This window comes from Niveispirillum sp. BGYR6 (assembly GCF_027568365.1).
Lineage (GTDB): Bacteria > Pseudomonadota > Alphaproteobacteria > Azospirillales > Azospirillaceae > Niveispirillum.
The window spans coordinates 154,059-179,931 of the sequence record NZ_JANLNL010000011.1 but is presented as its reverse complement, the minus strand read 5'-3'; the positions used below and the strand labels follow the sequence as shown (position 1 = coordinate 179,931).

Annotated in this window: 24 protein-coding genes and 1 riboswitch; of the genes, 16 read left to right on the top strand and 8 right to left on the bottom strand. The window is 64.5% G+C overall.

The features are described 5' to 3' along the window. Positions 1 to 69: 69 nt before the first annotated feature. The 8 genes from metK to PCJ49_RS20260 all read left to right on the top strand — a co-directional run bounded on the left by metK (position 70) and on the right by PCJ49_RS20260 (position 8,120). Complete coding sequence (metK, locus tag PCJ49_RS20295; protein WP_269912533.1) at positions 70 to 1,239, top strand: methionine adenosyltransferase; 1,170 nt, start codon at positions 70 to 72, stop codon at positions 1,237 to 1,239. A gap of 98 nt (positions 1,240 to 1,337) precedes the next feature. Continuing rightward, positions 1,338 to 2,051: a tRNA (guanine(46)-N(7))-methyltransferase TrmB gene (locus PCJ49_RS20290; protein WP_269912532.1), complete on the top strand. Its 714-nt coding sequence runs from the start codon at positions 1,338 to 1,340 to the stop codon at positions 2,049 to 2,051. 191 nt (positions 2,052 to 2,242) lie between these two features. Then, positions 2,243 to 3,931, top strand: a complete 1,689-nt coding sequence (locus PCJ49_RS20285; protein WP_269912531.1) for a methyl-accepting chemotaxis protein — start codon at positions 2,243 to 2,245, stop codon at positions 3,929 to 3,931. Positions 3,932 to 4,095: 164 nt separating this feature from the next. Next, positions 4,096 to 4,204: riboswitch (TPP riboswitch) on the top strand. Continuing rightward, positions 4,200 to 5,357, top strand: a complete 1,158-nt coding sequence (gene thiO / locus PCJ49_RS20280) for a glycine oxidase ThiO (RefSeq protein ID WP_269912530.1) — start codon at positions 4,200 to 4,202, stop codon at positions 5,355 to 5,357. (Overlaps the previous riboswitch by 5 nt.) A 12-nt stretch (positions 5,358 to 5,369) precedes the next feature. Next, positions 5,370 to 5,573, top strand: coding sequence for a sulfur carrier protein ThiS (gene thiS, locus PCJ49_RS20275; RefSeq protein WP_269912529.1), 204 nt, complete (start codon positions 5,370 to 5,372; stop codon positions 5,571 to 5,573). A 1-nt stretch (position 5,574) separates the two neighbouring features. Then, the gene (locus PCJ49_RS20270) at positions 5,575 to 6,366 is read left to right on the top strand and encodes a thiazole synthase (protein WP_269912528.1); all 792 of its coding nucleotides are present in this window, start codon (positions 5,575 to 5,577) and stop codon (positions 6,364 to 6,366) included. Further along, positions 6,363 to 6,989: a thiamine phosphate synthase gene (locus tag PCJ49_RS20265; RefSeq protein WP_269912527.1), complete on the top strand. Its 627-nt coding sequence runs from the start codon at positions 6,363 to 6,365 to the stop codon at positions 6,987 to 6,989. The genes PCJ49_RS20270 and PCJ49_RS20265 overlap by 4 nt, the downstream gene beginning before the upstream one ends. Positions 6,990 to 7,061: 72 nt before the next feature. Then, complete coding sequence (locus tag PCJ49_RS20260) at positions 7,062 to 8,120, top strand: COX15/CtaA family protein (protein ID WP_269912526.1); 1,059 nt, start codon at positions 7,062 to 7,064, stop codon at positions 8,118 to 8,120. A gap of 119 nt (positions 8,121 to 8,239) precedes the next feature. Here the strand turns inward: PCJ49_RS20260 and murI are convergent, their stop codons facing one another. Beyond that, positions 8,240 to 9,076 (bottom strand): glutamate racemase, encoded by an 837-nt coding sequence (murI, locus tag PCJ49_RS20255; protein WP_269912525.1) that lies wholly within the window; start codon positions 9,074 to 9,076, stop codon positions 8,240 to 8,242. Positions 9,077 to 9,239: 163 nt separating this feature from the next. Between murI and PCJ49_RS20250 the strand changes: the two genes are divergently transcribed. Further along, positions 9,240 to 9,788, top strand: a complete 549-nt coding sequence (locus PCJ49_RS20250; protein ID WP_269912524.1) for a hypothetical protein — start codon at positions 9,240 to 9,242, stop codon at positions 9,786 to 9,788. Positions 9,789 to 9,796: 8 nt separating this feature from the next. Here PCJ49_RS20250 and PCJ49_RS20245 read toward each other — a convergent pair whose 3' ends face one another. From PCJ49_RS20245 to groES, 3 genes are all read right to left on the bottom strand, one after another. Continuing rightward, positions 9,797 to 11,809 (bottom strand): methyl-accepting chemotaxis protein, encoded by a 2,013-nt coding sequence (locus PCJ49_RS20245; RefSeq protein ID WP_269912523.1) that lies wholly within the window; start codon positions 11,807 to 11,809, stop codon positions 9,797 to 9,799. Between the two features lie 343 nt (positions 11,810 to 12,152). Next, complete coding sequence (gene groL, locus PCJ49_RS20240) at positions 12,153 to 13,805, bottom strand: chaperonin GroEL (protein ID WP_089285923.1); 1,653 nt, start codon at positions 13,803 to 13,805, stop codon at positions 12,153 to 12,155. Between the two features lie 51 nt (positions 13,806 to 13,856). Further along, positions 13,857 to 14,147, bottom strand: a complete 291-nt coding sequence (gene groES / locus PCJ49_RS20235; RefSeq protein WP_089285922.1) for a co-chaperone GroES — start codon at positions 14,145 to 14,147, stop codon at positions 13,857 to 13,859. 271 nt (positions 14,148 to 14,418) lie between these two features. Here groES and PCJ49_RS20230 point away from each other — a divergent pair, with 271 nt between their 5' ends. Both PCJ49_RS20230 and PCJ49_RS20225 read left to right on the top strand, forming a co-directional pair. Next, positions 14,419 to 14,724, top strand: coding sequence for an usg protein (locus PCJ49_RS20230; protein WP_269912522.1), 306 nt, complete (start codon positions 14,419 to 14,421; stop codon positions 14,722 to 14,724). Between the two features lie 162 nt (positions 14,725 to 14,886). Beyond that, entirely contained in the window at positions 14,887 to 15,921 is a 1,035-nt protein-coding gene (locus PCJ49_RS20225; protein ID WP_269912521.1) for a potassium channel family protein, read from the top strand. A 15-nt stretch (positions 15,922 to 15,936) separates the two neighbouring features. Here PCJ49_RS20225 and hemJ read toward each other — a convergent pair whose 3' ends face one another. After that, entirely contained in the window at positions 15,937 to 16,374 is a 438-nt protein-coding gene (hemJ, locus tag PCJ49_RS20220; RefSeq protein ID WP_089285919.1) for a protoporphyrinogen oxidase HemJ, read from the bottom strand. A gap of 209 nt (positions 16,375 to 16,583) precedes the next feature. On the opposite strand from hemJ, the gene PCJ49_RS20215 reads away from it, so the two are divergent. The 4 genes from PCJ49_RS20215 to PCJ49_RS20200 all read left to right on the top strand — a co-directional run bounded on the left by PCJ49_RS20215 (position 16,584) and on the right by PCJ49_RS20200 (position 22,275). Continuing rightward, complete coding sequence (locus PCJ49_RS20215; protein ID WP_244559329.1) at positions 16,584 to 17,657, top strand: hypothetical protein; 1,074 nt, start codon at positions 16,584 to 16,586, stop codon at positions 17,655 to 17,657. A gap of 291 nt (positions 17,658 to 17,948) precedes the next feature. Further along, positions 17,949 to 20,090: a PBP1A family penicillin-binding protein gene (locus PCJ49_RS20210; protein ID WP_269912575.1), complete on the top strand. Its 2,142-nt coding sequence runs from the start codon at positions 17,949 to 17,951 to the stop codon at positions 20,088 to 20,090. Between the two features lie 96 nt (positions 20,091 to 20,186). Then, the gene (locus PCJ49_RS20205) at positions 20,187 to 21,776 is read left to right on the top strand and encodes a peptide ABC transporter substrate-binding protein (RefSeq protein ID WP_269912520.1); all 1,590 of its coding nucleotides are present in this window, start codon (positions 20,187 to 20,189) and stop codon (positions 21,774 to 21,776) included. Between the two features lie 346 nt (positions 21,777 to 22,122). Next, entirely contained in the window at positions 22,123 to 22,275 is a 153-nt protein-coding gene (locus PCJ49_RS20200; protein ID WP_269912519.1) for a hypothetical protein, read from the top strand. 11 nt (positions 22,276 to 22,286) lie between these two features. On the opposite strand, the gene PCJ49_RS20195 is transcribed toward PCJ49_RS20200, so the two are convergent. After that, complete coding sequence (locus tag PCJ49_RS20195; RefSeq protein ID WP_269912518.1) at positions 22,287 to 23,276, bottom strand: D-glycerate dehydrogenase; 990 nt, start codon at positions 23,274 to 23,276, stop codon at positions 22,287 to 22,289. A gap of 238 nt (positions 23,277 to 23,514) precedes the next feature. Between PCJ49_RS20195 and PCJ49_RS20190 the strand changes: the two genes are divergently transcribed. Continuing rightward, the gene (locus PCJ49_RS20190; RefSeq protein WP_269912517.1) at positions 23,515 to 24,060 is read left to right on the top strand and encodes an SH3 domain-containing protein; all 546 of its coding nucleotides are present in this window, start codon (positions 23,515 to 23,517) and stop codon (positions 24,058 to 24,060) included. A 49-nt stretch (positions 24,061 to 24,109) separates the two neighbouring features. On the opposite strand, the gene PCJ49_RS20185 is transcribed toward PCJ49_RS20190, so the two are convergent. Continuing rightward, complete coding sequence (locus tag PCJ49_RS20185) at positions 24,110 to 24,526, bottom strand: HRDC domain-containing protein (RefSeq protein WP_089285914.1); 417 nt, start codon at positions 24,524 to 24,526, stop codon at positions 24,110 to 24,112. Positions 24,527 to 24,890: 364 nt separating this feature from the next. Beyond that, on the bottom strand, positions 24,891 to 25,646 hold the full coding sequence (locus tag PCJ49_RS20180) for a SapC family protein (RefSeq protein WP_269912516.1): 756 nt from the start codon (positions 25,644 to 25,646) through the stop codon (positions 24,891 to 24,893). Positions 25,647 to 25,873 lie beyond the last annotated feature (227 nt).

Sequence of the window (25,873 nt, the reverse complement as noted above, 5' to 3'; positions counted from 1 at the left end):
CCTGGTTGTTCCGGGGGCGGCGTGTTTTGTTTTCACACCCAGCGCTTTCACTGACCGAGGCGATCGCAAGTGGCAAAGACGAATTATATTTTCACCAGCGAGTCCGTCTCCGAAGGCCATCCCGACAAGGTGTGCGACCGCATCTCTGATGCCGTTGTCGACCTGTATCTGGCCCAGGACCCCTATGCCCGCGTCGCCTGTGAGACCCTGGCGACCACCAACCGGATCGTCATCGCCGGTGAAGTGCGCGGCCCCGGTGAGTTGCTGAAGCAGGTGGAAGAGGTTGCCCGCGCCGCTGTCCGCGATATTGGCTACGAGCAGAAGGGCTTCCACTGGGCCACGGCCGATGTCTCCGTCCATCTGCACGCCCAGTCCGCCGACATCGCCGTCGGCGTCGATGCTGCCGGCAGCAAGGATGAAGGGGCGGGCGACCAGGGTATCATGTTCGGTTACGCCTGCACCGAAACCCCGGCCCTGATGCCGGCCCCGCTTTATTACAGCCACAAGCTGCTGAAGAGCCTGGCGGACGTGCGCCATTCCGGTGCTACCCCCTGGCTGGGCCCGGATGCGAAGAGCCAGTTCTCCCTGCAATACCGCGATGGCAAGCCGGTGGGCGCCACCTCTGTGGTGCTGTCTACCCAGCATTCGGAAAGCGTGAGCCAGGAAGAGATCCGGGAGACGGCGCGCCGCCATGTGCTGGATATCCTGCCGGAAGGCTGGATGTGCCCGGAAGAGGCGTTTTACGTCAACCCGACCGGTCGTTTCGTCATTGGTGGCCCCGATGGCGATGCCGGCCTGACCGGCCGCAAGATCATTGTGGACACCTATGGCGGGGCCGCCCCGCATGGTGGCGGCGCCTTCTCCGGCAAGGATCCGACCAAGGTTGACCGTTCCGCCGCCTATGCCGCGCGCTATCTGGCCAAGAACGTCGTTGCCGCCGGTCTGGCCGACAAGTGCACCATCCAGCTCAGCTACGCCATCGGCGTGTCGCACCCGCTGTCGGTCTATATCGACACGGCCGGTACCGGCCGCGTGGATGAGGACAAGCTGTCCGACGTGCTGCGCCAGCTGATGAACCTGAGCCCCCGTGGCATCCGCGAGCATCTGAAGCTGAACCGCGCCATCTATGCCCGCACCGCTGCTTACGGCCATTTCGGCCGCGAGCCGGAGGCCGATGGCGGCTTCAGCTGGGAGAAGACCGATCTGGTCGCCGATCTGAAGTCTGCCTTCGGCGCCTGATCCAGGCCCTGCCAAAGTACCCGCGACCGGCCCGCCCTCACCGGCGGGCCGTTTGCCATTTTTCGATACCCCGATCCAAAACCGGTTGATCCAGCACCATGTCCACCCAGAACCCCGACGACATCCCCCACCGCAAGGTTCTTTACGGCCGTCGCCATGGCCGGCCCCTGCGCAAGGGCCGGCTGGAGGTGCTGGACAATCTGCTGCCGACGATAAAGCTGGAAGCGCCCAAGGATGGCAGCAGGCTGGATGTCTCCGGCCTGTTCGACCAGCCGATGCGCGACCTGTGGTTTGAGGTCGGGTTCGGCGGCGGTGAACATCTGGCCTGGCACGCGGAACGCAACCCCGACATCGGCTTCATCGGCTGCGAGCCGTTCATCAACGGCGTCTCCTCTCTGCTGAAACATATCGAGCAGGGCGGGCAGCGGAATATCCGCGTAGTGCCCGATGATGCCCGCCCCATTTTGGATGCCCTGCCCGACGCCTCGGTCGGCCGGGCCTTCGTGCTGTTCCCAGATCCGTGGCCCAAGGCCCGCCATGCCTTCCGCCGCTTCATCGGTCCGGACAACCTGCCACGCCTGTCCCGTGTGCTGAAGGATGGGGCGGAACTGCGCATGGCGTCGGACGATATGCAGCTGGCCCGCTGGATGTTGGAACATACCTGGCGCCATGCCGATTTCGAATGGATGGCAGAAGGCCCAGCCGATTGGCGCACGCGCCCTGAAGATTGGCCCGCAACCCGCTATGAACAGAAAATGCTGACCGGCTGCCGCCCTGTTTTCCTGCGGTTTCGCCGCCGGCCCCGCCAATGACATCGGTTACCTGATCAGGAAACCAATAATCCAGTAACAAAATCAATCAATTCTGAAGAGGGTTGTAGTCGATACAACCATAACCCTCTGCATATCTGTTCAAAATTGGGGATCATGGCATCCTGGCAACATTAGGCAGAGACGCAGATATAGCGTCACGATCTATCCAAAAGTTGTCAGGAGAAAAAGCCATGTTGAATTTTCGCGATATGGGAATTGCCATCAAGGTCAACTTGGCCGTGGCGTTTCTGGCCCTTGTCGCGGTGACCATGGTTGTACTGGGGTTGCAAGCCCTGTCCGTTTACCAAAAAGAGGTGGAGCGGATGGGGGAAGCCAGCAAGCGTGCCGTTCTCTCTGAACAGATCAACGGTCTGATCAATGCCGTGGTGATGGATAGCCGTGGCATCTACATGGCCCGTGACGTCGCTGAGCTGGAGAAATTCGCAAAGACCATGACCACCAGCCTGGAAACGCTGAACAAGCGGTTAACTGCCTATGAGGCGGTGATCGATCCGGCGGTGGAAAAGGACATGCGCGACGCCATCGCCAAGGGCCGGGAATTCATCCGCTTCCGCACCGACATGATGGAAGCGGGCCGTCAGGGTGGGGCCGATGCCGCCCGCACCATTGGCGACAATGACGCCAACCGCGCCAACCGCAAAGCCTTCAACGATGTGATGATCAAGCTGTCGCAGCAGCAGGTGGCTTATGTGGAAAGCACCATTGATGAGCTGGATGCCTTTGCTGATACCGAACGCAATCTGATGCTGATCATTGCCGCTATTGGTATTTTCACAGCGGTCAGCTTCGCCACCTGGATGGTGTCGCGCCAGGTGACCAAACCTTTGACCCGTGTGACCGCCACGGTCCAGACCCTTGCCGGCGGCGATTATGAAGCCACCGTGCCGGAAACTGGCCGTGGGGATGAAATCGGCCATATCGCCAAGGCGCTGGACGTGTTCAAGGCCGGGCTGCTGGATGGGCGTCGTCTGGCCGCCGAACAGCAGGCCGAACAGATCGCCAAGGAACAGCGCCGCCAGCAGCTGGAACGCATGACCAGCGATTTTGCCGGCAAGCTGGGGCAGGTTTCCGCCGCCTTGGCCGCCTCTGCCCAGGATATGCGCGATAGCGCCCAGGGCTTGACCGCCGCCGCCACGGCCGCCGCCGGGCAAGCATCGGAAGTGGCCCAGGCATCCAACGAATCGGCCGGCAGTGTGCAGGGCGTGGCCGCCGCCACCGAACAGATCAACGCCTCCATCGCCGAAATCGCCCGGCAGGTGGTGGAGGTGAATAATGTCACCCGCGCCGCCGTGGAAGATGCCACCGAAACCACCCGCACCATGGATGGGCTGCAGGGTGCCGCCACCCGGATTGAAGAAGTGGTGACGCTGATCCAGGGCATCGCCGCGCAAACCAACCTGCTGGCGCTGAACGCCACCATTGAGGCGGCGCGCGCCGGGGAGGCCGGCAAGGGCTTCGCCGTGGTGGCCAGCGAAGTCAAGACCCTGGCGACCCAGACCGGCAGGGCGACGGAGGACATTGCCGCCCAGGTTGCCAGCATCCAGCGGGAAACCGGGGCCGCCGTCAGCGCCATCAACCGCATTGCCTACACGATCGACAAGATCGGGGAGATCACCACGGCGCTCGCCGCCGCCATTGAGGAACAGCAGGCCAGCACCAACGAGATCGCCCGCCGGGTGCAGGATGTGGCCAATGGCACCCAGGCCGTCTGCAACGCCGTGCAGGGGGTCAGCGAGGCCGCCGCCAATACCGGTGGGGCCGCCAGTTCGGTGCATGGCACGGCATCCGACGTGACGCGCCAGTCCGAGGTGCTGAATGTGGAAGTGGACAAGTTCGTCAAAACCCTGATCGCGGCGTAATGCCGCCGGGGGCTGGGGCAGCAGAACCCCACTCCAGCCCCCGGAAACGCAGCCTTTCCAACCCCGTCCGGGCAACCGGGCGGGGTTTTCCATTTGTGCCAAGCATGGGTGACGGCCATGTCCGGGCCTTGCTTTCGCCCTGTGACAGGCCCATGACTCTTCTTATCGTCAATCTGGGGTGCCGTGGCCGGTGAATGCATCGGCACGGCTGAGATCATACCCATCGAACCTGATCCGGGTCATGCCGGCGAAGGGAGGATGTTTAGCCATGTCCCTCACCATGTCTTCATCACAACCGCGCGTCGCCCTCATCGGCGGCGGCATCATCGGGCTGGCCATTGGCTGGCGGCTGGCGCTGGCCGGCGCGTCGGTCGATATTTTTGAACGCGACGCCGCTGCCGGCCAGCGGGCCAGCCGTGCCGCCGCCGGGATGCTGGCCGCCGCCGTGGAGGCGGAGCCGGGCGAACAGCCCTTGCTGCCGCTCTGCCTGGCCAGCCGGGAAATGTGGCCCGACTTCGCCGCCGAACTGGAAGCGGCCAGCGGCCTGCCCGTCGGCCTGCGCCGCGAAGGCACCATGGTGGTGGCGCTGACCCGCGACGATGTCGAAACGCTGCGCAGCAATTACGAGTTCCAGCGCGGGCTGGGGCTGGAGATCCACTGGCTGACCGGTGCCCAGGCCAAGGAGCGGGAGCCCTTCCTGAACCCGCGCACGGCCGCCGCCGTTTATTCCCCCCGCGATGGGCAGGTGGATAACCGTCTGGCCACAGCGGCGCTGCGCGTGGCCCTGGCCCGGGCCGGCGGACGCCTGCATGAAGGCACACCAGTGACGGGGCTGGAGATCAGCGCCGGCCGCGTTACCGGCGTGCAACTGGGCGACCGGGTGCAGGCGGCGGACAAGGTGGTGCTGGCGGCGGGGGCCTGGTCGCGCCTGCTGCCCGGCCTGCCCGCCCCGCCACCGGTGCGCCCGGTAAAGGGGCAGATGCTGTCCATCGCCATGGACCCGGCCGCCCCGCTGTTGAACCATGTCGTCTGGGGCCCCAAATGCTATCTGGTGCCGCGCGCCGACGGCACGCTGATCGTCGGTGCCACGACGGAGGAAAAGGGCTTTGACGAGCAGATGACGGCGGGCGGCGTGCTGGCCCTGCTGGAGGCCGCTTGGCGTACCCTGCCGGGGATCGAGGAACTGCCGATCCGGGAAATGTGGAATGGCCTGCGCCCCGGCTGCCGCGACGATGCGCCCATCCTGGGCTGGGCCGAGGGGGTGGAGGGGCTGGCGCTGGCCACCGGTCACCACCGTAACGGCATTCTGCTGGCCCCGGTGACCGCCCATACCATTGCCGATCTGGTCTTGACCGGCAAACTGGACGAAAAGATCGCCGGCTTCGGTGCCGCGCGCTTCGCCCGCCCCGGTGCGGCGGCCGCCTGAACTGGGAAAGAGATGATGATCAATGTGAATGGCAAGGATCGCCAGCCGGCGGATTATGCGCTGACATCCATCATGGCGGCGGACGGGATCGACCCGCAGGCGCGCGGCATCGCCGTGGCGCTGAACGGTACGGTGCTGCCGCGCGCCCGCTGGGCCGACACGGTGCTGTCCCCCGGCGACAAGGTTGAAATCGTCAAGGTTCTGCAGGGCGGCTGACATGAATCACAATCCCCTTCTTTCCGCCGATCCGCTGAAGATCGGCGGCAAAAGTTTCGCGTCGCGCCTGTTCCTGGGCAGTGCCGGCTATCCCAACCAGCAGGTCTTCCTGGACAGCCTGGCGGCGTCGGGGGCGGAAATCCTCACCGTTTCGGTGCGCCGGGCCGATCTGACCGGCTATGGCGAGGGGTTGCTGGATCTGGTGGCCGGCAAGGTCTGGCTGCTGCCCAACACGGCCGGCTGCGCCACGGTGAAGGATGCCGTGCTGACCGCGCAATTGGCGCGCGAAGCCATGGACACCAACTGGATCAAGCTGGAACTGATCGGCGACCGCGAAACCCTGTACCCGGATGTGGAACAGTTGCTGCGTGCCGCCGATGAACTGGTGCGCGACGGTTTCACCGTGCTGCCCTATTGCACCGACGATCCGGTGGTCTGTCAGCGGCTGGCCGATCTGGGCTGTGCGGCGGTGATGCCGCTGGGGGCCCCCATCGGCACGGGGCTGGGCATTCTGAACCCCTATAATATCGAACATATCTGCCGCACCAGTGCCGTGCCGGTGGTGCTGGATGCCGGCATCGGCACGGCCAGCGATGCCGCCCTGGCCATGGAACTGGGCTGTGATGCCGTGCTGTTGAACACGGCCGTCTCCAAAAGCACCGATCCGGTGCGCATGGCCGCCGCCATGCGGGCCGGCGTGGAAGGCGGGCGGCTGGCCCGGCTGGCCGGTCGCATCCCCAAGCGTCACCGGGCCGAAGCCTCCAGCCCCGAACTGGGGTTGATCGGCGGGTGAGCCAGCGCCGGCCCCTGCCCTGCCTGCCCCTGCTGCTGATCACCGACCGCCACCAGACCGACGATCTGGTGGCGACGGTGCGGGCGGCGGTGGCCGCCGGCTGCCGTTGGGTCTCCCTGCGGGAAAAGGATTTGCCGCTGGCCGACCAGCAGGCATTGCTGGACCAGCTCCGCCCGCTGCTCTGTGCCGTGGGCGGGGTGATGATGGTGCATGGGAATGTCGATCTCGCCCGGCAATGCCGGGGCCTGCATCTGCCGGCGGGCGGCGATGTGGCGGCCGCCCGCGCCGCCCTGGGGCCGCAAGCCTTGATCGGAATTTCCTGCCATCATCCGGCGGAACTGAAAGCGGCGGCAGCGGCGGGGGCGGATTACGCCACGCTCAGCCCGATTTTCCCCAGCGCCTCGAAACCCGGTTACGGCCCCGCCCTGGGGCCGGCGGCGTTGGCGGACGCGCCTTTGCCGGTGCTGGCCCTGGGCGGGGTGGGGCCGGATAATCTGGCCGCTTGCCGGAAAGCCGGTGCCGCCGGGGCCGCCCTGATGGGCGGGCCGATGCGCCAACCGGAACAGATGGCAGGGTTGGCCACCATCTGGCGGGGTATCGACGATAAAATGCCGCTGGCATAGGGTTTGACGATCGCGCGCGATGGGTCCATATCGGCTTGCTACAAAGCCGTTTTCCCAGCGACAGGCCCGACCTTGACGACCAGCCGCTTTCCCGCCGCCGCCTCCCCCACCGCCGCCCACCGGGTGGCGAACTGGTTGCTGCTCTGTGCGGCCATGGTCTTCGCCATGGCCATTATCGGCGCCATCACACGGTTGACGGAAAGCGGGCTTTCCATCACCGAATGGAAGCCGATCAGCGGCGCCATCCCGCCTCTGTCAGAGGCGCAATGGCTGGCAGAATTCGAGAAATACAAGCAAATCCCCGAATATCAGGTGCTGAACCGGGGGATGAGCCTGGAAGAATTCAAGCATATCTTCTTCTGGGAATGGTTCCACCGGCTGTGGGGCCGGCTGATCGGCATTGTCTTTGCCGTGCCGCTGGTCTGGTTCGCCGTGAAAGGCATGATCTCCCGCCCCATGCTGCCCCGGCTGGTGGGGCTGTTCCTGCTGGGCGGGCTGCAGGGTTTCATTGGCTGGTTCATGGTGCAATCCGGCCTGTCGGAACGCACCGACGTGTCGCATTACCGGCTGGCCCTGCATCTTTCCATGGCGCTGATTCTCTATGCCCTGTTGATCCGTACCGCACTCAGCCTGCGCCATCCGGGGGCAGGCCCGCGGGCGGAACTGGCCCCGCTGGTCTGGCACGGGCGGGCGGCGCTGGCGCTGGTGGGGATCACCGTGGTCTGGGGGGCCTTTGTCGCCGGGCTGGATGCCGGCTTTGCCTATAATACCTGGCCGACAATGAATGGCGATTTCATGCCGCCGGAGGTGTGGAACCTCTCCCCCGCCTGGCTGAATTTCCTGGAAAATACCGCCGCCGTGCAGTTCACCCACCGCTGGCTGGCCATTGTGACCGCGCTGACCGTGCTCACCTATGTCTGGCGCATCGGCCAGCGCCACGATGTGGCAGCCCGCGCCAAGCCGGTGGCGCTGGGGCTGGCGGCCGGCGTGCTGGCCCAGGTGGGGCTGGGCATCACCACCCTGTTGCTGGCCGTCCCGGTGGCACTGGGGTCCGCCCACCAGGGCGGGGCCATGGTGGTGATCGGCCTGCTGGTCTGGTCACTGCACACGCTGCGCCGGCCGGGGATTTAATCCGTTCCCTCAGGCGCCGGGCGCTGCCTTCGGCAGCTTGGGCTTGCGCGGGCACGTGCCCGCGGGCCAGCGGTCGCTGGCCTCCAAGGGTCATGGGACATGACCCTTGGTGTGTTTCCCTACACCCGCTCAAACCGCGCCGGCTTGCCAAAGAAGCGGGTGGCCAGCGGGGTGATGCGGGCGGCCTCCCCCGTGGTCAGGAACTGCACCTGCCCGCTGCCGGGCCGGTCAAATTCCGGGTGGCGTTGCAGATAGGCGGCCAGACTGCGCGCCGTCAGGTCCGGTTGCGACAGTACCTCCACCCCCTGCGGCAAGGCTTCGATAAAGGCATCGGCCACCAGCGGGTAATGGGTGCAGCCCAGCATCACCGCCTGGGGGGCGCCGCCGCCCAATTGGCCGAGCAAGCCATCCGTGTAGCGATGGATGGCATCGCGTACCTGGGCCGGCGGGGCATCGCCTTCGATCAGCCGTACCAGTTCCGGGCAGGCCTGCTGCACCACGCGCACTTCCGGGGCGCGGTGGCTGATTTCGCGCGGATAGGCGCCACTGTCCACCGTGCGGCTGGTGGCAAAAATGCCGATGGTGCGCGGCGGCCCGGCGGGGCGATCGGCGGCCAGATCGGCCATCCAGGGCACGCCGGTAATGGCCTCCACCATCGGCACCAGCACGCCCAGCACCCGCCGGCCGGGATAGGCCCCGTCCAGCCAGGTCTGTTGCAGGCGGCGCAGGGCCACGGCCGAGGCGGTGTTGCAGGCCAGCACCACCAGCCGTGCCCCCTGGTCAAACAGGCGGGACACGCTGTCCAGCGTCAGTTGATAAATCTCTTCCGGGGTGCGGTCGCCATAGGGGGCGAAATGATGATCGCCGAGATACAGGAAATCATGCGTCGGCATGGCATCTTGCAAGGCGCGCAGCACCGTCAGCCCACCATGGCCGGAATCAAACACACCGATCATGAAACAGGTCCACCCAGACTACCGAATTTCCTGGGTTTAACATGGGATCATGGCGATGGAAGGGCCATTGCGACAGGGCAGCCCCTTGCCAAGCGGCCCCTGCCTGTGCGTAATTCCCTGCGCGCTTGTTAGGCATACCCCGCGCTGGAGATATTTCCGCACCATGTCCGTGCTGTCGTCCCGTACCCTTGTCGCCGCCGCCCTGCTGTTCAGCGCCGGCACCGCCTATGCCGCCCCCGACAAGAGTGAGCCGGTCGGCCCCACCATGGGGGACATTGTACGGCAGGCATCCCAGCCGGCGCCCAAGGCCGCAGCACCGCTGCCCGCCGCCACGAACCTGCCCACCATGGGCGATATCGTGAAGCAGACGGAAGCCCAGGCCAAAGCCGCCCAGCACAAAGCCCCGGAAGGCTGCACACGGCCCAAGCTGCCGGGTGACGTGCCCGATGGCACCAAGGCCAATGAGGAGGAAATCCGTCAGGCGCAATTGCGCGTGAAGGCCTATGTCAGCGAGTCGGAAGAATTCAACCGCTGCCTGGATAGGCTGGTACAGGCCAATTACAGCCGGCTGTCGGTGCATGAATATCTGTCGCTGACAGCCCAGCATGACCTGACCATCTCCGCCATGCAGCTGTTCGCCGAACGGTTCAATGTGCAACTGCGCGCCTTCAAGGCCCGCAATAACGGCGCGGCACCGGCGGCCAAGCCGTAAATAATCCCCTATTCCGCTGCCAGGGCCGTCAAAACCGGTTCCGGCAGCGGCTGGTCGAAGACGATATGGGCCAGGGTGGCGGATTTGCCGCGCACCCGGAAGCCCAGCGGTTGGCTGATACGGGGCAGGATCACCTGCCCGCGTGCTTCCGGTTCCAGCGCCAACCCTGACAGGCTGGCCCCACCGGCCGACAGATCCACCAGCCGGGCCGGCTGGGCCGCCGCCCCTTCCAGCCTTGTTTCACAGGGAATATCAACGTTATAGCGCCGGGCCCCGCGCCGATCGGCATCGGGGGTGGCCGTGCGGACTACCCGCACCAGCAGCTTGTGCAACTCCTCGATGGCGCCGGCCACGGCGGTGGCATTGCCGCTGACCATCTGGGCTTGGCTGCCGCTTTCCGCCGCCTCCCGCGCGACGCCGCCGATCAGTTCCGCCACCTCCCGTGCGGCGGCGGTGGTTTCCTGCACATTGCGGCTGATTTCGCGCGTCGCAGCCGCCTGTTGCTGCATAGCGCCGGCAATATCACCGGCAATGGCGTCAATTTCCGCGATACGGCTGCCGATCCCCTCCACCGCCTGCACGGCATCACCGGTGGCCCGGCGGATATCCTGAATGCGGGTGGTGATGGCGTCGGTGGATTGTGCCGTCAGCGTCGCCAGATGCTTCACCTCCCCCGCCACCACGGCAAAGCCTTTGCCGGCCTCCCCGGCCCGCGCCGCCTCGATACTGGCATTGAGCGCCAGCAGGTTGGTCTGGCTGGCGATCTGGGCGATCAGGGCCGCCATCTCCCCGATACCATCCACCTGCTGGCGCAAGGTTTCGATCACGCAGGCGACATCGTGGCCCTGGGCCACGGCCGCACCGGTACTGTCGCTGGCATGGCCGATCTGGGCGGCAATGTCGTGGATCGTGGCCGACAGTTCCTCTGTCGCCGCGGCAACCGCCTGGGCATTGGCCAGCGCCTGTTCCGCCGCCGCCGCCACCCCGCCAGAGGCTTCGCCCACCCGACCGGCCCGGCTGGCCAATATGTCGGCATCATCCGTCATGGCATGGGTGCGGGCCGCCACATCGGTCACCGCCCGCGCACTTTCGCGTTCCACCGTTGCCGCCATCATCTGCACGGCGCGCTGGCGTTCGGCGGAAACGCGGCGTTCGCATTCCGCCGCCTCCTCCGCCGAACAGGCCAGCCGGGCGCGCAGCACCCGCAACCGGTCCGTGACGGGGGCGAATTCCAAAATGGCGGCTGGCTCAATCGTGTGGCTGCGCGGATCGCGGGTGATGGCCTCCAGATGCTGGCACAGCCGCGCCAGGGGCGCCTGAATGGCCAGCCGCAGCAACCAGCCGGCCAGTACGGAAAACAACAGCGCCACCACCCCCAGGGCGATGAAGTCCCCATTCAGCCCCTCGATCCGCGCCAGGGCTGCCGCCACATCGGGCTGTGCCCCGGTCAGATCACCCCGCAGGCGGGACAATCCGACCAGACCGATACCGCCCAGCCCCGCCATGGCCAGGAACATGCCCAGAAAGGCGCCATGCAACCGGCTGCCGATGCTGCGCCAGTACAGCCCCAGACGCCCGGCCAGCCTTGTCGGCCGCAACTCCCCCTGATGCAGCCGCACCGGCAAGGCATCACCCCGGCGCATGGCGGCGTAAAGCTGTTCGGCCGCCGCCACATCGGCCCGTTCCGGCCGGGTGCGCACGGACAGAAAGCCGGTGACGGTTCCCCCCTCCACCACCGGCGTCACATTGGCCCGCACCCAGTAAAAACGCCCATCCTTGCGCCGGTTCTTCACCAGCCCCTCCCAGGGGCGACCGGCCTTGATGGTGGTCCACAGGTCGGCAAAGGCCGGTTTGGGCATATCGGGATGACGGACAATATTATGCGGCCGGCCAATCAGTTCCGCCTGGGTGAAGCCGGATGCCTTGACGAACGCCTCATTGGCGAACTGGATGCGTCCCTGCGGGTCCGTCCGCGATACCAACACATCCTCGGCCGATACCAGCCATTCCTGTTCCGCCATGACCCCGCCCCCAGTCTGAATTGCAGCGGGAATTTAAGTAAAGTCATGTCCCCTGAATTTGACGTAGATCAGACCGACGATGTATTTCGCCCTTACCGGGCAATGTTCATCATAAAAAAAAGGATAAGTGTAGCAATATTGCACAATCATTAACCTCTAGTGGCATTTCCATGTCAGCGATTTTTTCTTCAAATGCGGCAGAACATTTCGTTCACCGAAGAAAATTTCCTCATAGATTCAATATGCTGTGAGTAGGCCAGGGGATTGCCAAACAAAAACCCCCGACGGATGTCTCCGCCGGGGGTCTTCGCATTCAGGCCAGTTCGGCTGAACGGCGTGGGACTTAGAAGTCCATGCCGCCCATACCGCCCATGCCACCCATACCACCCGGAGCGCCACCACCAGCGGCCGGCGGCTGCGGCTTCTCGCCGATCATCGCCTCGGTGGTGATCAGCAGGCCGGCGATAGAAGCGGCGTCCTGCAGGGCAGCGCGCACAACCTTGGTCGGATCGATGACGCCGAACTTGAACATGTCGCCATATTCGCCGGTCTGGGCGTTGAAGCCGTGGTTGGTGTCAGCCTGCTCCAGCAGCTTGCCGACGATCACGGAACCGTCGAAACCGGCGTTCTGGGCGATCTGACGGACCGGGGCCTGCAGGGCCTTGCGGACGATGTCGATGCCGAACTTCTGGTCTGCATCGGCAGCCGTCAGCTTCTCCAGGGCGCGGGTGGCGTACAGCAGGGCTGCGCCGCCGCCGGCGACGATGCCTTCTTCAACCGCAGCGCGGGTGGCGTGCATCGCGTCATCAACGCGATCCTTGCGCTCCTTCACCTCAACCTCGGTCGCACCACCGACGCGCAGAACCGCAACGCCGCCGGCCAGCTTGGCCAGACGTTCCTGCAGCTTCTCACGGTCATAGTCGCTGGTGGTTTCTTCGATCTGGGCCTTGATCTGGGAGATGCGGGCCTCGATGTCAGCCTTGGCGCCTTCACCATCAACGATGGTGGTGTTGTCCTTGGAGATCGTGACCTTCTTGGCGCGACCCAGCATGTCCAGGGTCACGTTTTCCAGCTTGATGCCCAGATCTTCGCTGATGACCTGGCCGCCGGTCAGGATGGCCATGTCTTCCAGCATCGCCTTGCGACGATCACCAAAGCCCGGGGCCTTGACGGCGGCGATCTTCAGGCCGCCACGCAGCTTGTTGACCACCAGCGTGGCCAGGGCCTCGCCTTCCACATCCTCGGCCACGATGACCAGCGGACGGGAGGACTGCACGACGGCTTCCAGCACCGGCAGCATGGCCTGCAGGCCCGACAGCTTCTTTTCGAACAGCAGGATGTAGGGGTTTTCCAGGTCCGCGACCATCTTGTCGGCGTTGGTCACGAAGTAGGGCGACAGGTAGCCGCGGTCGAACTGCATGCCTTCGACGACATCCAGCTCGGTCTCCAGGCTCTTGGACTCTTCGACCGTGATCACGCCTTCGTTGCCGACGCGGGCCATGGCTTCGGCGATCTTCGCACCGATGAAGGCTTCACCGTTGGCGGAGATGGTGCCGACCTGGGCGATTTCGTCGTTGGTCGTGACCTTGCGGGAACGGGCCTGGATGTCGGCCACGACGGTGGCAACAGCCAGATCAACGCCGCGCTTCACATCCATCGGGTTCATGCCGGCGGCAATGGCCTTGGCGCCCTCACGGACGATGGCCTGGGCCAGCACGGTGGCGGTGGTGGTGCCGTCGCCGGCCAGATCGGCCGTCTTCTGCGCCACTTCCTTCACCATCTGGGCGCCCATGTTCTCGAACTTGTCAGACAGTTCGATTTCCTTGGCGACCGAGACACCGTCCTTGGTGATGCGGGGAGCGCCGAAGCTCTTCTCGATCACGACGTTGCGGCCCTTCGGGCCCAGGGTCACCTTCACGGCGTCGGCCAGAATGTCCACGCCGCGCAGCATCTTGGCGCGGGCGTCGGAGCCGAACTTAACTTCCTTGGCAGCCATTGTTTTCGTCCTTCGAATGAATAGGGATCAGATAAGGTTCAGTGAACCGACTCAGGCGTTCAGCACGCCCATGATGTCGCTTTCCTTCATGATCAGGTATTCGACACCGTCGATCTTCACTTCCGTACCGGACCACTTGCCGAACAGAACGCGGTCGCCGGCCTTCACGTCCAGGGCGATCAGCTTGCCGGATTCGTCACGGGCACCGGTACCAACCGCAACCACCTCGCCCTCCTGGGGCTTTTCCTTGGCGGTGTCGGGGATGATGATGCCGCCGGCAGTCTTCTGCTCGGATTCGACGCGCTTGACCACGACGCGGTCGTGCAGCGGACGGAACTTCATGGATCTCTCCCTGAGATAGGCAAAAGTGTAAGGCGCAAGCCTCGGTGTTAGCACTCACGCCCAGTGAGTGCCAAAGACCTATTCATCGTCCCCCCTCCTGTCAAGGGCGCGCTTGTCATAATTCGGGGGCATCTGGATGACAGTTTGGCAGCACTCTGGCGATGATGCTGCTAATCATTTGATATAAAAGGATATATTCACAAACAGGCCAAATGGTGCCACGCTTCCCATGGTGCATTGCGGCACCGGTTTGCAAGGGGAAGGAGGTTCCATGAGCGCTTTGGCTTCAACCCTGTCCATCCCGGGGCAGAACATATCGTCCCTGTCCCGGCAATTGCAGGATTACCGCCTGACCACGGCGGAGATTCTTTACCACATGCCCGACCATCCGGGTCTGCTGCAAACCTATATCTGGCAGGAACTTGATCTGGCCCCGCGTTACCCGGTACTACGGCGTTTCCTGGATTTCTGGGGCCGGGAACTGGATGGCAAGCTGCATTCCGTGCGGGTGGCCCAGCTTGATATCGTCTCCCCTGGCCGGATGCGCCATATCGATGCGCTGCTAACGCTGCAATAGGGGCCAGCGCCGGGCGGGGTATCGGTTGCATCGGTGACTGGACAAATACGCCTGATCGTTGCATCCCATTGCGGCCATTTCCGCATCCGGGGTGTCCCGCCCATGTTTGCCCTTTTGTTCCGTTGGTTGCGCAGCCCCCGCCCCCGCGTGGGGGAAGCGTCGATGACGCGGCGGCTGCTCTGGCTGACGGGCTGGGTTTTTGCTGTCTGCGCCAGCCATGTCGTCGCCATGGTCTGGCTGGAAGGCATGGGGCTGGGCGATGCGCTGTGGCTGACGGCGACCACCATCGTCACCGTCGGCTATGGCGACCTGTCGGCCAAAACCGATGCCGGGCGGCTGGCCACGGTGGGCTTTCTCTATGTCGGCGGCATCTTCGTGGTGGCCAGTCTGGTGTCGGCCCTGGTGGAATGGCGGGCGGATCAACTGGAACGCAAGGCCGGCGGGGCCTGGGGGTGGAACTTGTCCAACCATCTGCTGCTGATCGGGGAACCGTCCGGCGATATCACCCAGCATATCGGCCGGCTGGTGGATCAGGTGCGCGCGCATGAAGATTGGGCGGGTGTGCCCGTGCTGCTGCTGACCCGGGCGTTTGCTGACAGCCGGCTGCCATCCAGCCTGGGGGACCGGGCCATTGTGCATGTCACCGGCAGCGCCGCCGACCCGCAGGCCCTGGCCCGCGCCACGCCGGAAAAGGCCCGCGCCATGTTGGTCTTTTCCGCCTCCGAAACCGACCGGGAGGCCACGGCGCGGGTGCTGGATACGGTGCTGCGCCTGCGGGAGGTGAATGCCACCGCCCCCATCATCGCCGAATGCGTGGATGCGGGCGACCGTGACCGGCTGGTCCGGCTGGGGGCCGCCCAGCCGATGCGGGTGATGCATGGCTATCCCGAAGCCGCCGCCCGCGCCATTGTCAGCCCCGGATCGGAAGCCCTGATCGAACAGCTTTTCACGGCAGAGGGCGATGAATGCCGCCGGATCGACCTGTCCCGCCCCTGGTCCGGCCCCTGGCTGGACCTGTTGACCAGCATCGCCGGGGCCGGCATCGGCACGCCCATCGGCTATCGCTGTGCCGATACGGGCGCGGTGCTGTCCAACCCGCTGGGCCGGCAGATCAAGGCCGACGCCCTGTTCCTGATTGTCGGGGACGACCGGCAGGCCAGGGCGGCGGCCGATGTGACGCGGCTGCTGTTTGGGTAAATCAGCTGCCCTGGATCAGAAGGGGCGCACGATCACCAGGATGACGATGCCGATCATCAGCAGGGTCGGCACTTCATTCAGGATGCGGAAGAATTTCTGCGGCTTGGTATTGGCGTCCTGGGCGAACAGGCGGACATATTTTGACAGCACGCCATGCACGCCCGACAGCACCAGCACCAGGGTCAGCTTGGCATGAAGCCAGCCTTGGCCCTTCAGCAGGTCGGGATTCAGGGCGATCATGCCGATGCCGAAAACCCAGGTGGCGATCATGGCGGGGTTCATGATCGCCTTCAGCAGGCGGCGTTCCATCACCTTGAAGGTTTCCGATTGCGGCGACCCGGCGGGTGCTTCGCAATGATAGACGAACAGGCGTGGCAGATAGAGCTGTGCCGCCATCCAGGCGATGACGCTGATGACGTGAAGGGCCTTGATCCACAAATAATAATCAGCCATGGCGTTTTCCGCTCCCGTTCCGGCCGGTCCTGTATCCCGATGGACCTTTGCCCTTTTCGATCCGCCAGGGCTAGATAACATCGCGCCGCATGGGGGCATAGCCCCCTCACGGCCAAACTGTTTCAACGGGGCTTGTGTGAAAAGGTTGTCATGCTGGCGGGTGCCTTTATAGTTAACACCTTCGGCGCCAGCGCGGCGCAAGGGAACGCATGATGGCCGACACCAGCGAACAAGCCGCCAGTGAGGAAGTCGCCGCCGTCGCAGCGGAAGAGGCGCTGTTCGATGACAGTGCGCGCGACGCGTTGCATATCCTGCCCATGGGCATGTTGCCGCTGGAAACGCCGGGCCTGCGCCGGGCCAAGCTGATCAAGAATGCCCGGCTGGAAACGGTGGTGGAGGTGTTCCACGACCGCCAGACCGGCAGCGGCCAGATCAACCCCGACCATCTGGGCAGCCTGTTCCCCAGCCATGCCAAGGCCCTGCGCGCCGACATGGCGCAGATCAACAAGCTGGTGCGGATCAACAGTTTCGATGTCTATACCCTGCGCAAGGAACTGCGCCGGGTGGGCATTGCTGTCAATGACGCCAAGGCCTTACAGCTTTCCGACAGCAAGCGCGCGGAACTGACCGGCTATATGAAGGATTTCACCCGGCCGCTGCTGCAGCAGGTTTATGGCACGGAAGAGCGCCAGATTGGTGATGTGGCCGATATTCTGGCCATGCTGGCCAACCCGGATCGGGACGAGGCGCTGACCAACCTGCGCCTGTTGTCAGAAAAGCTGAAGGTCAAGCTGAACGAAATCCCGGATTTTCTGGAGGATTATGGCGACGTCTTCCTGTCGCTGGCCTATTTCCGCTCCTGCCTGGATGGCATTGTACCGGAAGTGCAGAAATTCATGAAATGGGCCAATGAGCCGAAAAGCAGTGAACTGATTTCCCGCGACCGGCTGGTGATGAAGATGCTGGCCGATGTGCAGACGAAACTGACCTCCATCACCACTTCCATCACCGGGCGTTTTGAAGCGTTCGATCGCCGCAGCAAGGATTTCTGGAACGATATCAGTGCTGAAAGCTTCCGCGCCGTGCGCCACCAGATTGAAAGCCACCATGTCACCATCGGCGGCGTGCTGTGCGGGCTGGCGGTGAAGATGGCGCTGTGGAAGGCCCGCTTCCCCCAGGGCGGCGGCGGGCCGCAGAAGCGGGTGGAATTTGTCCGTTCGGAAATCCTGCCCGGCCTGGACCATATCCAGGCCATCGAATCGGCGGCTTCCGGTGTGAAGTAATACTCAGTTGCCTTGACCAGGACCAGCAGGTCCTGGTCAAGGCCCTCAATCGCCGGCGCCAACATCCGTTGGCTTGGCTTTACGCGGCACGGGCCGCGCGGCGGCGGTCGCCGCCGTACCCAGTGACGATGAATGCCATTCATCGTCACTGGGTATAACCGCCTTTTCGCCCTAATCGGGCGGCACAACCTCAATACAGCATAACCCGGAAGACAGGGTTGCCGTGGCATCGCTTTCCAGGCGATGGCAGGGGCCTTTATGGTGATGCCCGTCTTACCCTTTTCCCGCCGGATGCCCCCGTTGAGTGAGCTGACCGCCCCGCCCCGTTTCCGCCCCAGTGGGGAGCCGCCGCGCCCGGTGCGCCCGCCGCCGCCGGAACGCCGTCCGCCCTCCCCGCCGCCACCGCGCCCACCCCGGCAGCGGGCGGAAGGTGGCAAGGGTGGCAAAGGCGGAAAAGGCGGCTGGGGCCGGCGTATCCTGACGGTACTGGCCGTACTGGCCATCTGGGTGGGCATGGCCGGGGCCGGCCTGATCGCCTATTTCGCCTATGATCTGCCGGACATTTCCCAGGTGGCCCAGGCCGACCGGCGCCCGGCGGTGACGCTGCTGGCGGCCGATGGCACGCCGTTCCACCGGTTTGGCGACCTGCGCGGCGAAACGCTGGATGTCTCCCAATTGCCGCGCCATCTGATCGATGCGCTGGTAGCGACGGAGGACCGACGGTACTGGAGCCATTTCGGCGTCGATCCGCTTGGCATTGCCCGCGCCTTCTATGCCAACCACCGGGCTGGGCGCACGGTGCAGGGCGGGTCCACCCTGACCCAGCAGCTGGCCAAGAACCTGTTCCTGACCCCCGACCAGACCCTGCGCCGCAAGGCGCAGGAGGCGTTGCTGGCCATCCGGCTGGAACATGAATATAGCAAGGAACAGATCCTCACCGCCTATCTGAACCGGGTCTATCTGGGGGCCGGTACCTTCGGTATCGATGCGGCGGCCCGCACCTATTTCAACAAATCGGCGCGCGACCTGAACCTGCGGGAATCGGCCATCATTGTCGGGCTGCTGAAGGCCCCCTCTCGCTATGCCCCCACCGCCAATCCCGACCGGGCCACACGGCGCATGGGCGTGGTGCTGCGGGCCATGGAGGAAGAGGGCTATATCACCGAGGCACAGCTGCAGGCCGCCATGGCCCCCCCGCCGGATGAAAAGCGGGATGAGGTGCCGGACGGCGACGGGCGCTATCTGGCCGGCTGGGTGGCCGATCAGGTGGCGGGTTTCGTTGGTGCCGATCACGGCGATCTGGTGGTGCGCACCACCTTTGACGGCAATCTGCAGCGCATTGCCGATGCCCAGGTGGCGGCGATGCTGGCCGGACCGGGGGCAGAGGCCAATGTCGGCCAGGCGGCCGCCGTGATCATGGCGCCCGACGGGGCCGTTCATGCCATGGTCGGCGGGCGCGGCTATGATAAGAGCGAGTTCAACCGCGCCACCCAGGCACTGCGCCAGCCCGGTTCTTCCTTCAAGCCCATCGTCTATCTGGCGGCCCTGGAGGCGGGGTGGAGCGAGAACAGCACCATCCTGGATGCGCCCTACACCAAGGGCAAATGGCATCCCGGCAATTATGACGGCAAGTTCCGCGGCGAGGTGACGCTGAGCACGGCGCTGGCCAATTCGCTCAACACCGCCACCATCCGGCTGATGGAGGCGGTGGGCGTGGATAATGTGCGCAATGCCGCCAAACGGCTGGGCCTGACCACCACCATGCGCCGCGACCTGTCGCTGGCGCTGGGCACGTCGGAAACCACGCTGCTGGAACTGACCGGCGCCTATGCCACGCTGGCCAATGAAGGCCAGGGTGTGATCCCCTATGCCATCATCGAAATCCGCGACACATCCGGCAATGTGCTGTACCGGCGCCAGGGCTCCAGCGCCGGTTACGCGGTGGCAGCCCCCTATGTGGAGGCGATGAACCGCCTGCTCTCCGGCCCCGTTGAACGCGGCACCGGCAAGGCCGCCAAGCTGGACCGCCCCACCGTGGGCAAGACCGGTACGACCCAGGATTACAAGGATGCCTGGTTCGTCGGCTATACGGCCGATCTGGTGGGGGGGGTGTGGCTGGGCAATGATGATGGCAAGCCGATGAAGAAGGTCACCGGCGGCGGCCTGCCGGCCAAACTGTGGCATTCCATCATGGTGGAGGCACATCAGGGCCTGCCGGCGCGCGGCCTGCCCGGCCTGAACCGGGGGCCGACAGATGACCCCATCGGCGCCCTGCTGGCCCAGCATCCGGGTGATGGCATGGAGACCACGGCCGATGCCGGCATCGCGGAGGTACATTCCGAACCGCTGGGCGAACCGCCCCCGCCGGAGCCGGAACCCGCCAGCGGCGACCCGATCGGCAATCTGCTGCGCCGCCTGACCGGTAAACAATAGAAATTGCGCCGCGCCTCGGCGCTTCCCGATTGCACCGCCAGCCGGAATTGCCGACTGTGAAGGGGGAATTCTGTCGTCAGTCGGGTGGAAATGCGGATGATCGGCCGGTGGCTTTGTCTGGTGGTGGCGCTGTTCTGGCTCAGCGGTCCGGCCTGGGCGGGCGGGGTGCTGCATCGGGGTAACGGATCGGAGCCGCAATCGCTGGACCCGCATAAATCCACCGGCGAGTCGGAGGGCTGGATTCAGCGTGACCTGTTCGAACCGCTGCTGACGGTGGATGCCAAGGGCGCGCTGATCCCCGGTGCGGCGGAACGCTGGACCATCAGCGATGATCTGCTGACCTATCGCTTCCAACTGCGCCCCGAAGGCCGCTGGTCGGATGGCAGCCGGGTCACGGCGGATGATTTCGTCTTTGCCTGGCGTCGCCTGCTCGACCCGGCCACGGCCTCACCCTATGCCTTCTATCTCTGGCCGGTGAAGAACGGGCGGGCGGTGGCGGAAGGGCGCCTGCCGCCCGATGCGCTGGCCGTGCGGGCGGTGGACAGCCTGACCTTCGAGGTGGAGCTGGCAGCGCCCACCGGCTATTTCCTGGCCGCCCTGCAATATCCCGCCACCGCCCCGCTCAGCCGCGCCAATGTCGCGCGGTACGGCGATGGCTTCACCCAGCCGGGCCGGCTGCTCTCCAACGGGGCCTTCACGCTGGCGGCGGCGGTGCCGCAGGACCATGTGAAGCTGGTGCGCAACCCGCGTTTCCACGATGCGGCCAATGTCAGCCTGGATGCTGTCTATTTCTACCCGACGGAGGATCAGGAAACCGAGCTGAAGCGGTTCCGCGCCGGGGATCTGGATGTCACCTATGATGTGCCGGCGGCACAGCTGGGCTGGATACGGGAGAATCTGCCCGGCGCGCTGCGCACCGCCCCCTTCCTGTCCACCTATTTCTATTATTTCAACCTGCGGCGGGAGCCGTGGAAATCCAGCCCGGAACTGCGTCTGGCCCTGTCCCTGGCCATTGACCGGCAGGTGATTGTGGAGAAGATCACCCGCGCCGGGGAGGCACCGGCCTATACGCTGACCCCGCCCGGCACGGATAATTACCAGCCGCCGGCCCCGGCCTGGGCCGGCTGGTCGCAGGCAAAAAGGGAAGAACTGGCCCGCAGCCTGATCCGCAAGGCCGGCTATGGCCCCGGCGGCAAGCCGCTGGAAGTGGAAATCCTGTTCAACAACAATGAACTGCACCGCCGCATCGCCATCGCCATGGAAGCGATGTGGCGGCAGGTGCTGGGCGTGCGGGGACGGCTGGTCAACCAGGAATGGCGGGTGCTGCTGGCCAACCGGGCGCAGGGGCAATTTAGCGATCTGGCGCGCGGCGGCTGGATCGGCGATTACAATGACGCGTTCAGCTTCCTGTCCATCCTGCAATCCGGGGCCGCCGGCCAGAACCACGCCGCCTATGCCAATGCTGATTATGACCGGCTGCTGATTGAGGCGGCGGCCCAGGGCGACCCAATGCGCCGCCGCGCCCTGATGGAACAGGCTGAAACCCAGCTGCTGGCCGATGCCCCCATCATCCCGCTATATACCTATGTCACCAGCCATCTGGTGGGCGCCCATGTGCGGGGCTGGGAGGATAATATCCGCGACCTGCACCTGTCCCGCTATCTGTCGGTGGTGCCGAAGGGCTGATCTGCAACGGATAAAGGGATCGCTGGCAATTATTCTAAATGAAACATTTTTTACCCCCAAAACGAAACTAAAATAAACAATGCTGGCTGACGCGAATTTCCCAGGCCCAACACCCGCCCTTCCCGCTACCCAGCCATGTGACAGGGGCGTTTACCATTAAGGGCTTGTTTACCGTGTGGACGTGAATGTTCCTGCCAATTCACTGGTCGATTTATAACCAGGATTGGTCATGAGTTCGCGTCGTTTACAACAGCCCCCAAGCACCAGCCCAGCGGCGCCTCCATCGCCCCGCCAGCTGGCCCCGGTGCCCTCGGAAAATCTCCCCCCTGCGACCGCAGCGGCCGGTATGCCGTCGCTGAGCGCGGAAGAGGACATGTATGCGCGCGCCGCCTTGGCCTGTTACGCCAAGGCTTTGACGACCGACGATCCCGATCTGGTGACAAACCTGCTGGAGGCCGGCGCCTGGTTCGCCCGCCTGGGCAATAACGGCAATAATTGAGGGCCAAACCCTCAAAACATCATTTCCAGCACGCGGTCACGCGGGGTGTGCCCGTCAACGAAGGTCTTGATGTTGACGATCACCTTCTCCCCCATATCCAGCCGCCCCTCGATGGTGGCGGAGCCCATATGCGGCAGCAGCACCACGTTATCCAGCTTCAGCAGCTTGGGATTGACGTTGGGTTCATCCTCATAGACATCCAGCCCGGCGCCGGCGATTTCCTTCATCTGCAGCATCCGGGCCAGCGTCTCTTCCTCCACCACCTGCCCGCGGCTGATATTCACCAGGATGGCGCTGGATTTCAGCAGGCCCAGCCGGCGGGCATTCAGCAGGTGATATGTGGCCGGCGTGCGCGGGCAGGTGACGGCAATGATATCCATGCGCGTCAGCATCTGGTCCAGGCTTTCCCAGTATGTGGCGTCCAGTTCCGCCTCCACCTGGGGATGCACGGATTTGCGGTTATGATAATGGATGGACAGGCCAAAGGCCTTGGCCCGGCGGGCCACGGCCTGACCGATGCGGCCCATGCCGATAATGCCCAGCCGCTTGCCAGCCAGCCGCGCGCCCAGCATCACCGTGGGTGCCCAGCCGGTCCACTGGCCCGCCCGCACCAGCCGTTCCCCCTCTGACAGGCGGCGCGCCGTGGCCAGGATCAGCGCCATGGTCATGTCGGCCGTATCTTCGGTCAGCACACCCGGCGTGTTGGTAACGGTGATGCCGCGCGCCCGTGCGGCCCGCAGGTCGATATGGTCCACGCCATTGCCGAAATTGGCGATCAGCTTCAATTGCGGCCCGGCCTGGCTGATCAGCGCCTCGTCAATCGTGTCGGTGACGGTGGGCACCAGCACATCCGCCGTCTCCACCGCCTGACGCAGCTCATCACGGCTCAGCGGATGATCATCCAGGTTCAGCCGCGCGTTGAACAGCTCCATCATCCGGGTTTCAATCGCATCAGGCAATTTGCGGGTGACGATGATGAGGGGCTTCTTACGCTCGGCCATGCTGTCATCTCCCTGATTGCCGCAGGTCCGCAGGGGGCGGCTTTCGCTTAGCAGTAGCAAGCGGGGGCGGAACTGTCCAGGCGGGCGCGGCATGGTGTGACCGGTGCCGTCAAAAGATAATCCGCGTCGAAGGCTTGACCGGGGAACTGTCGGGCGGCACAAAGGACGAATGCTTGGGTGATATATCCCTTCCGCAAGAATGCTGGGGCCGGGTTTGGGTGTTTTCAAGGGCATAGGAATGCGTGACCGGACACGACAGGGTTGGGGGCGGCCTTTGCTGCTGGCGGCCATCCTGCTGCTGTCCTGGCTGTCCCCCACCCTCACCAACGCCCAGGAGACAGACCCGCGCAAGGATATGATCGTGCGCAGCGGCCTGCCGGTGCCGCGCTTCGTCTCCCTGCGCTCGAACGAGGTGAATGTGCGCGCCGGTCCCGGCCGGGCCTATCCCATTGAATGGGTGTTCGTGCGCGCCGGGATGCCGGTGGAGATCACGGCGGAGTTCGACACCTGGCGGCGCATCCGCGATGTGGATGGCACCCAGGGCTGGGTGCATCAATCCATGCTGTCAGGCCGCCGCACCCTGGTGGTGACCAAGGAAATCCGCACCATCCGGGAACGGCCCAACAGCAGTGCCGCCGCCGTGGCCCAGGCGGAACCGGGCGTGATGGGGCGGCTGGTTTCCTGCAAGGGGGATTGGTGCGAGGTGGAAATCCAGGGCTATCACGGCTGGATGGAACGCGGCGATTTCTGGGGCGTGCGCCCGGATGAAAAGCTGGAAGATTGATGACCGTTCCACCCGGCGGCCGCAGCCGGCCGCCGGGTGTGCCGACAGATCAATCGGTCAAATCTTCCATGGTCTGGCGGACAACGCGGACGATCTCCGCACCGCGTTCGCGCATATTCACACCTGACGCATTAGCGATCACCGACAGTTCCACCTCTGTCGTCGGGGCGTAACGGGCGATCTCCGCCACCAGGGAGCCGGGCAGCACCGTTTCCTTGTCGATTCCCAGATTGCGCGCCATTTCGGCCCGCCAGCTGTTCAGCGCCGCCTGGATGGCGGTTTCGATCTGGGCCTGCTCCTCCTTGCGGCGCAGGTCACGGTAATGGATCAGAATGCGCCAGCCGCCCGGGACATAGGCTGTGTCAATCCGCTCCGTTTCCACCGACCGCAGGAAATGGGCGATCCGCTGCTCATCCTCCTCCGTCTGCGTGTCCCGGATCGTGAAAGTACGGAATTCCAGATTCATGCTGCGCATCCATGTTGGAAGGGCTGCCCGGTCCGGGGGCATGACCCGCGTACCTGGAGTATAGTCCGTCACTATATCCTTAGACTATGACAGTGGCATCACCTTCCGTATGGGAATTGTCGCTTCAGTGCTTTCCCAAAAGCGAACAGCCCCGGCGGAGGAAACCGCCGGGGCTGTTGCAAATTCATCCGTAACGCCGCTGCTTATACCAATCCGCCGAAAGGTTGACCTTTCGGCGGATTGGAGGCCGGCGACCGCCGGCCCGCGCCACGTGGCGCGCAAGCCAAGCTGCCGGAAGGCAGCGCCCGGCGACTGAGGGAACACGAAATCTCCCTGGATCGGTCACGATCAAGGGAGATTGGTATTAGACTTCCGCGTCCGGGTGTTCCTTCAGGATGTCGATCAGCGACTGCCAGCGGCCCAGCGACACGAAATGGGCATAGACCAGACCGATCCAGTTGCGCTTGCGCCATTCCAGGAACACTTCGTCCGGCAGAGCATTAAACTTCTGCTCGTCGATGATGCGGAAACCCGACAGCGACAGGCGCTTGCCATCCGGCGTCACCACATCGGCGCGCTGATCGACCAGCAGGTCGCGCGCGGCCAGTTCCTTGCAGAATTCCTGCGTCAGGCGGGCAGAATTGTTGAAGGTAACGCAGTAATTGAGGATTTCTTCCCCTTCCGGCGTGCCCTGGCCATCCTTGAACAGCGGCACCTCATAGTCGGGGCCGACCAGATTGGCGTCCTCTTCCATGATCAGGATCAGGCGCTTGTCTTCCGGCACCTCGACCAGCAGGAACGGATAGCGCTGGATATAGGCCGGCACCAGCGTATTGGGACGCCACTTGCCATCCTTGTCCACAAACAGGTTCTGCCCGGCGCGTAGGCCCAGCAGCGCCATCACGGCCGGGCTGTCGCCGCCGGTGAAGACGATCGGGTAGAAAGCCTGCAGCTGCGGGATTTCCTCGGCCAGAATCGGCACCGCGTGCACATCGGCGGCATAGCGGAATTCGCGGTTGTTCTTCACCTTCCAATCGCCATGGCGCGCAGCGCTCACGGGAACCGGGTTGGTGTAGAACAGCGGCATCGAGGGGGCGTCGGCGTTGTCGACGTCGGTCATCTTGGCAAATCCCGGCAAATGGCAGGTGGCCAGTTCGGCAGGCCACCCGGTTTCAGATGAGGTTCTCAACTGCCGGAAAGATACCCCGCCTGTCAATGCCGGTGCGAGCGATCTTTTGCCGGGAACTGGCAGAAAAGGAGGGAAAACAGCATCGAGAAGCGCTGATTTAATGCATTTACCATTGAAATGGCCGTGACCATGGCTTCCTCCTGCCTGTGCATGGGCTG